Source organism: Chryseobacterium sp. MYb7 (genome assembly GCF_002979455.1).
Taxonomy (GTDB): domain Bacteria; phylum Bacteroidota; class Bacteroidia; order Flavobacteriales; family Weeksellaceae; genus Chryseobacterium.
On sequence record NZ_PCOU01000002.1, the window covers coordinates 125,194 to 138,996 of the forward strand.

Here is a 13,803-nt window from a genome sequence, read left to right on the forward strand (position 1 = left end):
TTTAAGCGGTTTTATTTGAACTGTTGAACAGTTGTAGATTTTTTAAATGTCCTACATGATACTTTTCAAGAACTTTTTTGTCTAACTTTGAAATCACAGGGTAAACATTGGTTTTCTTATTGATTGTAAATGTTTCTTCAATTAGCTGACTGTATTTTTTTGCGATTTTTTTCCAGGTATATCTTCTTTCTGCTATTTTCTTCATCTGTATGGCACAATTCTGCAGATCTTCTTTTTTAATTTCAGTTAAAATATTTTTAAGATCTTCCTCATTGGAGAAATAAAAAGCCTGATGCTCTGTTGTGGTTCTGTTGTAAGAAACTCCATTGCTTATAATAGGCAGCCCTAAGAACATAGCTTCTACTAAAGAAGGATTGGTGCCGCCTGCAGAATGCCCATGAATATAGACAGAAGCATTTCCGCGAATGAGGTCTATGAGCTCCTGATCATAAATAGGATCGAGAAGATGAATGTTTTCGTAGCCTGAATATTGCTGCTTGATATCAATACCATACTGGCTGTTTTTCCAGTTGCCCACCAATACCAGCTTTCGGTCAGGAAGTTCACTGAAAACTTTTACAATAGTATGAACGTTATTTTCCGGTTCTATTCTGCATACTTTTACAGCATATTCTTTTGATAAGAACGGATATTTTTCTATATTTTCAGAAGTTGGGATCAAGTTTACTTTCGCATGGTCGGCACCATATTCTATGACTCTGCTGATCGTTTTATATCGTAATGAAGTATAATCCTGGATAGATTCATTATCAGAAATATCAATATGAGAAAATCTCACGGCCAGTTTTTCTGCCCACCACAGGTATAATTTTGCAGGTAAAGACCATTTGTCTCTTTTCCATTCTATACCGTCAATCGAAATGATAATTTTTTTACGGGTAAACAATTTTACAAATGGTAATAACCAGGCACCTGCAACCCCTAGAACCAATAGAACATCACTACAAAATAATGCGTGAAGAATAGACCAGGTATCATAAGGGATGCTTTGAATTCCGTTGGCATCAAGAGGAAGATATTTTAGTTTTGCCCCTTTCCAGCTTTCGGTTCTCTCATCTTTCGTATATTTTTTTGATGAGCAGTAGACTGTAAAATCATAAGTATCAGCAAGCTCTTCTACAAGGTGAGCGGTTAACGTTTCGAATCCTCCATATTTAGCGGGTAAACCCACAGTTCCGATGATGGCTACTTTTGTCTTCATAATAGATGTATTTGATAACAGTATTACTATTCACATTCCAAAAGCAGAATTGCTTTTAAATGATTGATAATCATTAACTTGTGTTTATTTGGCTATGGTGCCAAGTTCCAAAAAATGGAAAATAAATTATAAATTGGAAATAATCTGTAGAGATTCCTTTTCAAAATAAGTTTCTGAAAACAAAAGACTTGTCTGATAAGATGCCTCACTGAGCGACTGGTATATGTGTGCATTGCTCAATATATAAGTAATCTTTTCAGATAATTCGTCGACATTTTTAGAGTTGATCAAAAATCCGTTTTTGCCGTCTTTTACCAATTCGGTCACCCCGCCAACCGGAGGAACAATTGCCGGAAGACGGTAACGCATTCCTTCCAGAATTGTCAGTCCGAAAGTTTCTATCCAAAGATCAGGATGAGACAAATTGACGATGATGCTTGCTTCCTGATAAAAAGGATGGGTATTGGTTTGTGTAGGATAGATGGTAAGGTTATCCGGAATTGTTTTTCCTCTGAAATAATCCTGTATTTCTTCTTCAGATGCATTCACAACCAATTTGAACAGGTAGCTGTTGTTTTTTTCTGCTAATTTTAAAAATTCGTCAACGCCTTTGTATATTTTTAAAGAACAGATCATCAGGACAATCGGAAGAGGCTTTTCCACATATTGGAACTGATCTGCCTGATCTGTAAAATCACTTTCCAAAACATTATAGAGAAGGACCTGATGATTTATCAGAGATTCCTGTTGTAAAAGATAATCTGAAACAAAAACGATCTTATCAGCAGCGCGTTTTGCCATTCCGAAAAGAAAATTTTTAAATATTTTAGGTTTAACGGAGGTTTCGTGGATATGATAAATGATTTTGCAGCCTTTTATTTTTCCGGCAATAGCTGCCCCAAAAGGAAGTACCGTATTAATATAGACGATGTCTTGCTTTTTTAGAAAAAACAAAAGCTTGATCATTAAAAGAAACTGACTCACAAAAAAAATAGCTATTCTAATCCATGAGCTTTGAGAAAACTGATACCAGAAGAAGTGATTTTTAACGTTTGGTATATCGGAAAGAAATCCTGCTCTTCCCCCGGAAGTAAAAAGATGGGTGTCAATTCCGTTTTTTGTCCAGGCTTTCAAAAGCTGCATCAGTACTTTCGGACTTCCGCTGTAATCATTCAGTAGATGGATAGCAACAATTCTTTTCATCTTAGTTGGTTATAAATGCTGTTGAGATGTTCTCCTCTTTTTTCCCAGGAAAATCTTTTAAGATAATGTTTTCTGGCTCCGGTACTCATTTCTTTCTGAAGATTTTTATCCAAAAATAATCTGAGCAATGCGTCGCTTAAGCCCTGTATAGTCTGGTTATATTCCTGATGGAGAACTGTAATACCACATTGATGATTCACAAATTCTCCTGGACCTTCATTTTGAAGGCATACCACCGGTAATCCAAAAGAAAGTGCTTCCGGAACCACCATTCCTGCTCCTTCATGCGAAGGAAAAAGAAATATGGAAGCTTTTTGGTACATTTTCATCAGGTCTCTGCGGTCGATCCATTCAATGATTTCAATATAATCATTCATCTGGTTTTCGGTAATAAGACGCAGGTAAAATTCTTTTTGTTCACCTGTCCCTACCAGGATCAGCCTGCATTGTGCCCTGTTTTTTTCCGGAAGGCTATTGATAAACCCTACAAATGATCTTATGGTTAAATCAAAGCCTTTTAACGGAACAAATCTTCCCACGCTTATCACCGTAAAATCAGATTTTACAGCCATCTCATTGCTTTGGAAAAAGTCTTCGGAAGCTACGGATGGATATAGGGAATATTGATGTTCAGAAAGACTGAGCTTTTCAGGGACTCCGGTATTCATACACCAGATATGATCTGAATGTTTGATAGTGTTTCTTAATGAAGGTGAAAAGTTCCAGAAGAAATTTTTCACCATCCATGTGAGACGGTCTTTTATAAAATATTTTTTGGAATAATCTTGCAGATACTGTTTGGGAATCAGTGGATGATGTCCTACAGGGCCCCAGACCATTAGCTTATTAAGCTTCCATAAAAAACTGGGCGTCCAGTCGTTATGAAAATTGACGTTATGAACAATATCAAAATCCAGTTTTTGTTTTTTAATAAACGAAATAATTCCTTTCTGCCAAAGATAGTAATACAGCACTGCTCCCCGGTTTCCCTTTTTCCAGAAACGCATCCAATAGGGAAGATCAAAATAGAGAAAATGCATATTCTGATAAATGGTATCAGGATTTTCTGCCATATATTTATCGATATGTACTCTGTTATTTTCCCTTGTGATAGCGATCACTTTTCGGAATCTGGCAATTTGATACACAAAATTCCAGCCCATCGCATCTTCAGAACCTTTATAAGGATTCACTGCGTAGCAAGTTGCCAGTACAGATTGATTGGTTGTCATGAGTTCTTGTTTTTAATAGTTTTGCAGGAATGCCTCCTATAATACTGTTGTTGGGGAAAGATTTTGTAATGACACTTCCTGCCGCTAAAATGCAGCCATCACCAATCTCTACACCGTCCAAAATGGTAACTTTGCTACCGATCCAGCAGTTTTTCCCGATTTTGATTCCTTTTCTGTTAACCCCCTGATGTCTTATCGAAATATCTAAATCTTCATAATGATGATTCTCGGGATGACAGCTCAGGTACTGCCCAACGATGCATTCATCACCGATTTCCAGTCCTCCGGAACCTCCCAGATAGGCAAATTCTCCGATGCCTACATTATTTCCTATCTTTATCTTTTCTCCGATATTATTAAAGGAAGTGGAAACAATAATTCTGCTAAAAGCTCCGATAGAAACATTATTTCCGAACTCTATTCCCTGTTTTGACAATGCAGAAACATAGACATCATTTCCCAGTCTCAGAAATTTCCCCCATTTCATTTTTGAGGGATTAAAAAAGCTGACTCTTTTCCCTAAAAGCATTCCTTTTGGATTCTTAAAGAAGAAAATAACCTTTAATCCCCTGATGATGTTCCAGAGCTGAATCCATATCAGCTGAAGAACAGCTCCGGAGTTCAATGCATCATCTATCGTAAAATCAGGGTTTCTAAGTCTTATGATTTTTTCAACAATTGGTTTCATTTTGCAGTAATTATGGTGTTCATTATGGTATCCAAAGTCGTATCAAGATCATTGTTTTCAATGGAAAGATATTTTACATTCTGGTCTTTCTTATTCAGTTTTGAAAACAATGTGCTGTATTCTGTGGTCAAATCCACTATAGAACGATAAGAAAGTTCTCTTTTTCTGCTGAGGATTTTTTCGGGAGCCGCATAGAGGAAGAAATTGAATTTCGGCTTCATCAACAGATGATATCCACTTTCAGTAACAGCCTTTGGAAGTTGGATATTACTTCGTTTAGCATCTGCAATAAAGTCGAAGTAATATCTGTCATATAGTACTATTTTTCCTCTTAAGACATATTTGAGGTAAATAATAAACTGTCCTAAAATATAATCTGTGTAATAATACCCGAATCTGAATAAAGAAGAAACAGAACTCTTATTGTTCCCTTGTCTTGGCAGAGAATTCACTGCATCCTGATGGGCTTTTTCTTTACCTTTGGTCCATACACTCAGAATAGGAAGAAGTGAGGGTCTGTGTCTCAATACTTTTACAGGTCTTCGATACCGTTTTTCTATCAGTTCAGAAACTTCAGAAATAACAGTGGATTTTCCTGCTCCGTCCACACCACTGAATGTCATGATAAAACCTTTTTCTGAGAAAGAATCTTTCAGATAATGGTATATATTTTTCAGAAATCGAAACCCTTTGTTGTAATTTTTTGTTTTCAGAACTTTTATGATTGTTTTTTTATCATTTGTTTTTTTTGAATCCACATGTTCTGAAACAAGATTTTTATACAGATCCGGAATTTCTGATTCATTAAGATGATAAAACAGGGCAATAAACAGGGCAGTGTCTTTTTCAGAAACTTTATAGATTCCAAAATTGTTTTTAAATTTGTTTGCCAGAACTTCATTCGTATCCATGATCTGCAGGTATTTCCATTTCAACTGAGAGATGAGGTCAAGGTTAAGAATTTCATGATGCTTTGTGATAATTCTTAAAGAGTACATAAACGATTTTTTAACGGTTGTAACGTTTTGTACGAGACTGCTGGCAGATAAAAAAGCGATCATCTTTTTTGCATTCCGGGAAGATATAATCATATCAATATCAGAATTTAATTTCAGATTTTCAGGAGCTTCGTTATGAAATTTTAAAGTGGCATAAGGGGTATGATACAGCTGATCAAAAATATCCATGATCAAAAGTTCTCTTTCTGTATTATTTTCTGCAAGAAAAACATTCAAAGCTTCAGTCCAGGTCTGTAAAAGCCAGTGAATCTGTACATGCCATTTGTCTTGTTCAGAGTATATTTTAAGGTATGATAATGTATTGGTAAGAAGATAGAATTTTAAATACTTTTCAAGTTCTTTATCGTCATCCTGAAAGTCTATTGCGTTTTTTTCCTTGATCTCTTTAAAAATATTCTTCCAGGATTTTTTCTGAATTAAAATACTGTTTTGAATGATGAAATGGAAAAAATCAAATCCTTTTGGTCTTTCAAAGGATGCCAGTTCCCAATCATAGATTGCCAGTGTATGATCTTTTATATAGCAGTTCCAGGAAGTAAAATCACCATGAGAAAAAGAAAGATCTACTTTTTCGTTTTCATTGATGCCACTTAGGACAAGCTTTAATTTCCGTAATAAGTTTTTAGGAATCCGCTCATCATTTAGGCTTTCAAAATCAGTTTTTAGATCCTGAAAATATCTCCAATCTGCTACTTTTGTACTTTGTGTTTTCTTTTTTGCAATGTCTAGTACTGTCTTTGCATGTATAAGTGTCAATTCATTCACTCTCTCTCCGCCAGCGGAAATATCTGAAAGCTGTAGAACATATTCATTTACCATTTTTGAAGATGGGGTAATATATTTTGCATTGTTTTTGGATATTTTTAGGCTTTGAAATTCATTATGGATGAGTTGTTTTGCCTGCTCTGTACTTGCAATTTTATAAAAATATCCATCTGAAAATAACAGACATTTATTATTAGGACCTACAGTTCCTGTAAAAATGGCCCAATCACTTTCAATGTCGAAAATAGGCTTTTCACCTGCTATATAGTACAATGCTTCTTTCTTGAAAATCAGTTTCTGTAGATGCAGTACAAATAGTAATTGTACAAACAATGAGAACATTTTTGCCTTAAAGGTGGCTATATTATAGAACTTTAAAAATAATGGCCTTTTTGAATTTGAGTTCCAAAACCATCTCACACTCCCATCAGGGTTGGGGATGTAAGAAAAAGAAATTTTCACACCTCCAGGCTGTTGTTTTGTAAACAATCTGTATCCTGTATTTTTAAATATATTTTTCATGGCATTTCTTGTATAGTAAATAAGGATATAAATAGTCTGCCAAGTATTTAAATGTTTGTAATTCAGTATTTTATGATTAATTGTTTGATTTTTATTTTCCAAAAAATGGAAAAATAGTGTAAGGGCTGGAATTTCAGACTGTAAGATCCGGCCGTTTTTTTCTTAATATAATTTTTTGTAGGCGGGTAAGATGATTGCTGTTCCTGAAGGCAATGGAAAAAATGATGATCTGGTAAAACATGATGCCATAATTACTCTCACCAAAGATTCCAAATTCTGTAAAAGAATTAATAACAACAGGAATCAAAATTCCGATCAGCATGAGTTTAATTTCTTTTTGTTCGGATAAAATAGATTTCACTGTAAAAAATACCTGAAATAAAACAATCGTAAAGCCAATAAATCCGAGATTCATCAATACCTGCATAAAGGTATTATGGGTCATTTTTCCGGGATAGGTATGGGCGCTCTGGAAAAATTCTTTGTAATCGATCCGCATAAAACCGAAGCCTAAAAGCGGTTCTCTTGGTAAGCCTTCTGTTATCAGTGCCTTCCAGAAAGGAAGTCTTCCTGTAAGACTCATTACTTCTTCCAGACGGGATTGGTCTCCTCCTTTCAAAATGATACTGTATACCGCAAATGGTGCTACCGTAGCTACGACGGCTATAATGCCGAATTTAAGGGTTTTTCTTTTCGTTTGGTTCACATGAAAAAATATGATGAGTAATACTCCGATAAGCGAAGATCTGGAGCCTGTCATATATAGGGCATACATGATGATAAGAATTTTGATGATGGTCCATACTTTATTTTTAAAGCGGTAAAGGTCAAAAATAAGACAGGCACATCCCACACCGGCTAACATTCCCAGTTCGTTGGGATTCATTAAAGTTCCGCCAAGTCTTGCTTCCTCACCACCATCTGTGAGACGGAAAAAAACATCAGGAGACACCCACATTCCTATGACGAAAATCAATTGAAGGATAAAGACTGAATTACCAAGCAAGTGATAGAGCCTGATATTATGTCCTTCAAAATAGATATCCAGAATTTTAATGCTTTTAACAAAAAAATAGGCAAAAACAAAACTCTGGAAAGTCATAAACCATTGGAGAGCGCTAAAACCGGGGTTAGTACTCCACGAAAAGGAAATAAATCCCAACGTAAGATAACCCATATAGAGAATAGGAGAGAAAATATTTTTGTAAGCCAACGAATTAATACTGCCATATCTGATTATTTTCTGATAAATAAGTATAGCTGAAAACATAACGCCCATTCTTCCCACTACTTTTATGGCTCTTGTAATCGCAACATTCTCACTCCATGTAAAAAAGCAGGCAATCATTAATAAAAGGACAATAAAAAGCTTGCTGTTTATTGTTTTTAAAAATTTTTGATGGGATATAGTAAGTGTTTCCATATTCTATAGATGATAAATCCCAGAATTCATTTCAGTGATAATATGTTCCCAATCGAATGCTTTTTCAACCATTTTCAAAGCATTCTGAGAAGCTGTATTGTATTGGTTTTTGTCTGTCCATATTGCGTACATATCCTGCATAGCCTGAAGTAATAATTTCCGGTCAGGGTAGGGAATGGTAATACCGGCACCATATTCCTCAATTAAATAACCGATATTGGTATTTTTGGTGACGATACAAGGTTTTCCAAAATTGGCGGCTTCTATGACCGAAACAGGGAGGCCTTCATTTCTGGAGGGGTGCACAAAGACATCCATCTGATTCAGCAGAGAATTCTTTTCATCTCCGAATTTACTTCCCAGCAGTTCCACTTTTTTTTCAAGCTGAAGTTCTTTTATTTTTTGCTGAAGTTGATGCTTTTCATTGCTGTCTCCAATGATCCAAAGCTTTGCATCAGGAATTTCTTTGATAAAATCTGAAAAGCTGTCCATGAGAATATCCAGCCCTTTGGTGAAAATATCCAGTCTTCCGATAAAGCCGAACAGGAGAGTGCTGTCGTGTGCTTTTTCAGAAAAGCTGTTTACTATTTTGTCAAATCCATAAGGGATAAGAACGGTTTTGTCTGTCGGAAATATAGATTGGAGTCCCTCTATTTCACTTTCGCCGATGCAGTGTATTTTGGTTGCATTTCCGATTACCTTCTTTTCACAAAACCTTAAATAGATTTTTTTTACCCATTTGTTTTTGTTCATGGCAATGATATTATAAGCGCCGTGAGGGGTAATTACAAATCTGCGCTGATGTTTTTTCAGGAATTCACTTAAAGAATAATATACCGGAATCCATCCTCCATGAAGGTGAAAAATAGTGTTATCATCTGCATTCAGAATTTCTTTTTTAAGATTTTGAGGAATAGAAAAAGGGTTCTTACTTTTTTGAAAAACTTTGGTTTTAAAATTTCTTGCAGGATAGTTGATCTTGGTATTTTCAGCAATTCCCCACACTTCTACCTTCCCGGATTTTTCTGCCTGCTGAGTCGCCAGATTGTACACGACTTTATTCACCCCGTTCATTTTTTCGGGATTGGCTTTACCTAATATAATATGCACTATGCCCATACAGAAATATTTTTTTTGTTAAGAAGAATCTTCCAGTACATGATCATTAGAATCTGATTGATCACAAGTCCTGAAACGGCTCCGTACAGTTCAAAATATTTTAAGAGGAAATGAAAACTCAGGAGGGAGAAAACAAAAGAGATGCAATAACCTATAAAGAAGGCTTTATTTTGCTCCAAAACCCTGATGGCGATGCGGGTAGGGTAGCCATAAAGGATAATGATATACAAAACAGAGATTAACCTGATAACAAAAGCATACTGATGATATTTCTGCCCTCCGAGAAAAGTAATAAGAGGTTCTGAAAAGATAAAGAAGCCGGCAATAAGAATTCCCAGTACTGCCATTCCTTTCGACATATTTTTAAGAAGTTCTTTTTTTTCCTGTCCTTTATTCTGATAATGAAGCTGAGCCGTTTTCGGAAGATAATAATTTTCAACAGTCTGTAGAACAATATTGATAACTCCAAAAAAAGACTGCACAAGCCTCAATGCTCCCAATGCATTAATACCAAGATAAATACCTGCGACCAAAGTAAAGAAGTTATTTGAAAACCACTGTATAACAGAGGCGCTCAGGAGCCATTTCCCTTCTATAAAATGATAGCGGAAGAGTGAACTGTTTTTGAAGCTAAAGTCTGAATTTCTTATACAGTAGATGATTCCCGGAATGGATGCTGAAAAATTAATAATACCTATGATATATAGGCTTATAAATAAATTAAGGCTCTGTTCAAACCAGATTATAGGGAAAACAGTCAGAAAAATGCTGTCAATAAAAAGGACAAGGTAAATGCGATCAACCGTCAATAAGATCTTTCTGATAAAATCCTGAAAAATATAGGCCGTTATAAAAAGAATAACCTCTGATAAGTTTTTCTTAAAAAAATCTATGGATGAAATAGGTAAAAACTTCGTGATAAGCAATAGCAAAGCAAAAATAAAAATCAACAGCAGAGCAGTCTGAAAAACAAATCCCAGCGATTTTCGGCTGAATTCTTTTGCTGCTGAAATCTGAAACGGCTGTACAATAATTGCATTACAAATTCCAACTAAAAGATAGGTTGCCAAAAGAATGGAAGAAAAGAAACCAAAATCTGAAATACTCAGTTTCCTGGCCAGCAAAAAAGTAAGCAGAAAGTTGGATCCACTAAATATCAGCTGATCTGTAAAGACCAGAGATGATTGTTTGGACGCTATTTCTTTCAGCTTTTTCACCGTTTATTTTTTTGGGATTAATCTTTTTACAGTTGTGAGAATACTCGGATTGTACCCTTCTTTATTAAGGATGAACCATAGATTATCAAGCTTATATTCATCTTTTAGCAGTTCTACATTCATAATGCTCTTGGTGGCGGTTTTCCGACTGTCTAAAAGGAAAAGATTCTGATCAGCAATTTTCAGAAAAAGCAGAGGCATTTTCCCTTGTCTTATGGCCTGATTATTAACAATACAAACATCCGTACTTTTTATTTTTTCGCGGATCATGTTTTGAATATCCGTTGAGGTAAGTCTAAGATTTTCATCTCCGGAAAAATTGATATAATGCTCTGCCTGAATATCTTTCAAGGTATTGGAAACATCCACCACCAGAACTTTTTTTGATTGCAGCTGAAGCGCTTTGATGAGGTTTTTGGCGTGGAAGGTGTGATGTTCGGGATTGTCATAGGAAGTGATACAGATGACATTTTTTTCCGCAATGATGCCTTTGAGTTCCAATTCAAGAATATTCTCAAGAAAATAATAAGGTATTCTTTCTCTTTTTTTAATAAATGGTGTTGTGAAAGCGATGGGGATGGAACTGTTTTTCTCGATCGTATAGACATCATTTACTTTTGCTTTGGCAAAATGGATGGCATAGATTAGAGCAATAGATCCAATCATGCTCATCATAGCAGCCACAATGATAATGATGGAACGCATGGGAGATACGGGATGGGTAGAAATTTCTCCTCGAGTAATAATTTTGTGAAATGAAATTTTCGCTGCTTTGGCAATCTCGGCGTCTATTCTCTTTTCATTAAGGAAATTGTAATTTTTTTCATACAGATTAAACTCTCTGTTCATGATGTTGAGGAGCTTTTCTTTTTCCGGTAAGCCTATAAAAGACTGTTCAGCGACACGGATATCCTGATCAATATCATTGTATTTGATCTGTAGGTTTTTTTGGGTATTCCTGATACTTTCGGTTTGATAGTCCGTAAGATCTTTGATTTTGGTATCTATTATTTTTACCTTTTCGTGTTCCGGGGTGTAGGTGAGGAGAAGATCTTTTTTTTCTGCCTGTAATTGCTTTATATTTTTCATCATTTCCGTAGAAAGAAGATCGTTAAAGGCTTCAAAATTGGTGGCAAGATCCAGATAATTATCTTTACCCTGCGCAATATATCCGTTAAGATCCTTTATGGCATCCAGGTTCATTTTCAGATTGCTTTTCTGGATTTTGAGCTGGGCTATTTTCCTAAGATCGGTCTCTGTTTCCTGTGGAATATTGATGATGTTTTCCTTATTTTTGTAGTCTTCAATTTTATTTTCTACATCAGAAAGTTTATGATTGGCCTGTCCAATCTCTCCTTTAAGGAAATCTACAGTGGTGTTGGCAGCGCGGTATTTATTTTCAATATAATCCTGAATGTAGGTTTCTGCAAGGGTATTGACTATCAATGCCGCTTTTTCAGGTACATTGCTTTTATAATTGATCCTGATCACCGGAACGTCTTTGTCCACAGAGACGATATCCAGATTTTTATTGATGTTGTCCAGAAGTTTTTGTCTGCTTAAAAATTCAATCTCATATTGATCGATAATTTTAACATCTGGTCTGGACCGGATGTAATTTTCATTAAGGCTGACGAGTATTTGTCCATTGGCTATATGAACCGGAGTTCCGAAGTTTCCCTTTTTCGGTGTGGTAGTACCGGGAACGGTAATAGAGTAGGTTTGTTTGGATAGGACGTTTAACAGGAATTTTTTATCATTATTTTTATCATCACTGAAGGTTGCTGCTGCTTTAATAGGCGAATCATTAAAAAGCTCAACCGACTGAACCTTTCCCTTTCTGTAAATTTCTGTGGATAAAGGGAGCTTCGAGAGTGTTTTTTCAATCAGCGAGGTCGATTTCAAAACCTCAATCTCTGTACTTATTTTATTGGCAGAAGCAAATACATCAAAATCTTTGAAAAGATTGGCACTCGGGACCCCTTCCTGAGTGTCAGCAAGTTTGAGTTTTGCTGTACTTTCGTACATTGGCGTGACATAGTTGAGGTATTTTTTGGCAGCCAATATAGAAATGACCATTGCAATGATTACAATGGGCAAGCCTCTCAATAAAGGTTTCAGAAACCGTATATTTTCGTTGTTCATGATCTTTTTTTATAAAAGCCCAATTAATATTCCTGCAGCGGAAGTAACTGTTGTAAAAGGAATGATTGTGGAAACTCTTTTATCAAAGTCCTTACTTTTCTTAGAGGGTACAATAACATAGTCTCCCGGATGGAGCATAATATTCTGATTGGGAACATCTTTCATTTTGGTGAGGTTTATGTTGGTAACCCTTACGTTTTCTCCTTCCTGTCTTAAAATTTTCACTGATTTTAAATTGGCATACATTTCAAAACCTCCTGTTTTTGAGATAATCTCAAGTAATGTATTCTGATCCTTATCGACCTGAATCACTGCAGGATTTCGTACTTCACCCATCACGGCAATTTCTTTGTTAAGAACTTTCACATCAACAATAGGGTTCACAAGCCATTTTTTAAGTTTTGTTTTTATGTCTTCCTTCAGCTCGGGCAAAGATTTCCCGATTACAGAAGTTGTTCCTAATTTTGGAATTTCAATATTTCCGTTAATATCCACCAAAAGCCATTTTCCATAAACCTCGTTAGAATTATAGATTCCATAGACGGATCCCACACTCAGATCATCCTGTCCCCAAACTGAAAGCGTTATTTTGTCATCTTTGCGAATTCTGTATTCGTAGTTGGGGTCGAAACTGAAATCCTGCATACCTCGGGATGGCTGTTCTTCTTCCAGTACATTATATGTTTTACAGGAAAGGAGTAAAAGCATGAAAATGGATGATATGATGAATTTTTTTGCCATAGTTTTTTAAAATAGAATTGAAAAGAATTTGCGGAAACCTTTTAATTTGTTTTGAGACATTTCTTCTCTTATTTTCAAGATCTTGTCTATAGTTTCTGTCATTTTTTTGGAAACATTCCCATCTTTTACCAGATAGTCAAATGCTCCGTATTTAAGTGCGTTTACAGCAGTATCGATGTTTTCCTGTGCAGAGACCATGATCACATAAATGTTGGGATCAAAACGTTTGATTTTCTTTAGAACCTCAAAGCCGTTCAGGTCTTCCATATTGTGATCCAGAAAAATGATGTTTGGTTTCTGATGAAGTTCATCCAAGCATTCTTCGCCACTGCTGAAGCAAATAATGTCTTCATAATGATGATTTTTCAAATACTGCTCATACACACTTGCGCAGAATCTGTCATCATCTACAATAAAAAACTTTAAATTTTGTTTATTTGTTTCCATATTTTTAATTTGAAAACAATAAGTCTATTATTGTGCCTGTATTTAATTATTTGAAAATCA

11 protein-coding genes are annotated in these 13,803 nt (G+C 35.5%); all 11 read right to left on the reverse strand.

What is annotated here, in order from left to right:
- Position 1 precedes the first annotated feature (1 nt).
- Positions 2 to 1,222, reverse strand: coding sequence for a DUF1972 domain-containing protein (locus CQ046_RS02530; RefSeq protein ID WP_228406857.1), 1,221 nt, complete (start codon positions 1,220 to 1,222; stop codon positions 2 to 4).
- A gap of 126 nt (positions 1,223 to 1,348) precedes the next feature.
- The gene (locus CQ046_RS02535) at positions 1,349 to 2,425 is read right to left on the reverse strand and encodes a glycosyltransferase family 4 protein (protein ID WP_105700761.1); all 1,077 of its coding nucleotides are present in this window, start codon (positions 2,423 to 2,425) and stop codon (positions 1,349 to 1,351) included.
- Complete coding sequence (locus CQ046_RS02540) at positions 2,422 to 3,657, reverse strand: glycosyltransferase family 4 protein (RefSeq protein WP_105700762.1); 1,236 nt, start codon at positions 3,655 to 3,657, stop codon at positions 2,422 to 2,424. The genes CQ046_RS02535 and CQ046_RS02540 overlap by 4 nt, the downstream gene beginning before the upstream one ends.
- The gene (locus tag CQ046_RS02545) at positions 3,605 to 4,345 is read right to left on the reverse strand and encodes an acyltransferase (RefSeq protein WP_105700763.1); all 741 of its coding nucleotides are present in this window, start codon (positions 4,343 to 4,345) and stop codon (positions 3,605 to 3,607) included. The genes CQ046_RS02540 and CQ046_RS02545 overlap by 53 nt, the downstream gene beginning before the upstream one ends.
- Entirely contained in the window at positions 4,342 to 6,651 is a 2,310-nt protein-coding gene (locus CQ046_RS02550) for a hypothetical protein (RefSeq protein WP_123906562.1), read from the reverse strand. The genes CQ046_RS02545 and CQ046_RS02550 overlap by 4 nt, the downstream gene beginning before the upstream one ends.
- A 133-nt stretch (positions 6,652 to 6,784) precedes the next feature.
- Complete coding sequence (locus tag CQ046_RS02555) at positions 6,785 to 8,074, reverse strand: O-antigen ligase family protein (protein ID WP_105700765.1); 1,290 nt, start codon at positions 8,072 to 8,074, stop codon at positions 6,785 to 6,787.
- 3 nt (positions 8,075 to 8,077) lie between these two features.
- The gene (locus CQ046_RS02560) at positions 8,078 to 9,193 is read right to left on the reverse strand and encodes a glycosyltransferase family 4 protein (protein ID WP_105700766.1); all 1,116 of its coding nucleotides are present in this window, start codon (positions 9,191 to 9,193) and stop codon (positions 8,078 to 8,080) included.
- Positions 9,184 to 10,410, reverse strand: a complete 1,227-nt coding sequence (locus CQ046_RS02565) for a lipopolysaccharide biosynthesis protein (protein WP_105700767.1) — start codon at positions 10,408 to 10,410, stop codon at positions 9,184 to 9,186. Before CQ046_RS02565 ends, CQ046_RS02560 begins: the two co-directional genes overlap by 10 nt.
- Positions 10,411 to 10,413: 3 nt before the next feature.
- Positions 10,414 to 12,555, reverse strand: coding sequence for a GumC family protein (locus CQ046_RS02570; RefSeq protein WP_105700768.1), 2,142 nt, complete (start codon positions 12,553 to 12,555; stop codon positions 10,414 to 10,416).
- Between the two features lie 9 nt (positions 12,556 to 12,564).
- The gene (locus CQ046_RS02575; RefSeq protein WP_105700769.1) at positions 12,565 to 13,296 is read right to left on the reverse strand and encodes a polysaccharide biosynthesis/export family protein; all 732 of its coding nucleotides are present in this window, start codon (positions 13,294 to 13,296) and stop codon (positions 12,565 to 12,567) included.
- A 6-nt stretch (positions 13,297 to 13,302) separates the two neighbouring features.
- Positions 13,303 to 13,743: a response regulator gene (locus tag CQ046_RS02580; RefSeq protein ID WP_105700770.1), complete on the reverse strand. Its 441-nt coding sequence runs from the start codon at positions 13,741 to 13,743 to the stop codon at positions 13,303 to 13,305.
- Between the last annotated feature and the right edge of the window lie 60 nt (positions 13,744 to 13,803).

Excerpts from the sequence above, each read along its gene's own strand:
- CQ046_RS02535 (WP_105700761.1), bottom strand. The coding sequence starts at position 2,425 with ATGAAAAGAATTGTTGCTATCCATCTACTGAATGATTACAGCGGAAGT.
- CQ046_RS02570 (WP_105700768.1), bottom strand. The coding sequence starts at position 12,555 with ATGAACAACGAAAATATACGGTTTCTGAAACCTTTATTGAGAGGCTTG.
- CQ046_RS02575 (WP_105700769.1), bottom strand. The coding sequence starts at position 13,296 with ATGGCAAAAAAATTCATCATATCATCCATTTTCATGCTTTTACTCCTT.
- CQ046_RS02550 (WP_123906562.1), bottom strand. The coding sequence starts at position 6,651 with ATGAAAAATATATTTAAAAATACAGGATACAGATTGTTTACAAAACAA.
- CQ046_RS02560 (WP_105700766.1), bottom strand. The coding sequence starts at position 9,193 with ATGGGCATAGTGCATATTATATTAGGTAAAGCCAATCCCGAAAAAATG.
- CQ046_RS02540 (WP_105700762.1), bottom strand. The coding sequence starts at position 3,657 with ATGACAACCAATCAATCTGTACTGGCAACTTGCTACGCAGTGAATCCT.
- CQ046_RS02580 (WP_105700770.1), bottom strand. The coding sequence starts at position 13,743 with ATGGAAACAAATAAACAAAATTTAAAGTTTTTTATTGTAGATGATGAC.
- CQ046_RS02555 (WP_105700765.1), bottom strand. The coding sequence starts at position 8,074 with ATGGAAACACTTACTATATCCCATCAAAAATTTTTAAAAACAATAAAC.
- CQ046_RS02545 (WP_105700763.1), bottom strand. The coding sequence starts at position 4,345 with ATGAAACCAATTGTTGAAAAAATCATAAGACTTAGAAACCCTGATTTT.
- CQ046_RS02530 (WP_228406857.1), bottom strand. The coding sequence starts at position 1,222 with ATGAAGACAAAAGTAGCCATCATCGGAACTGTGGGTTTACCCGCTAAA.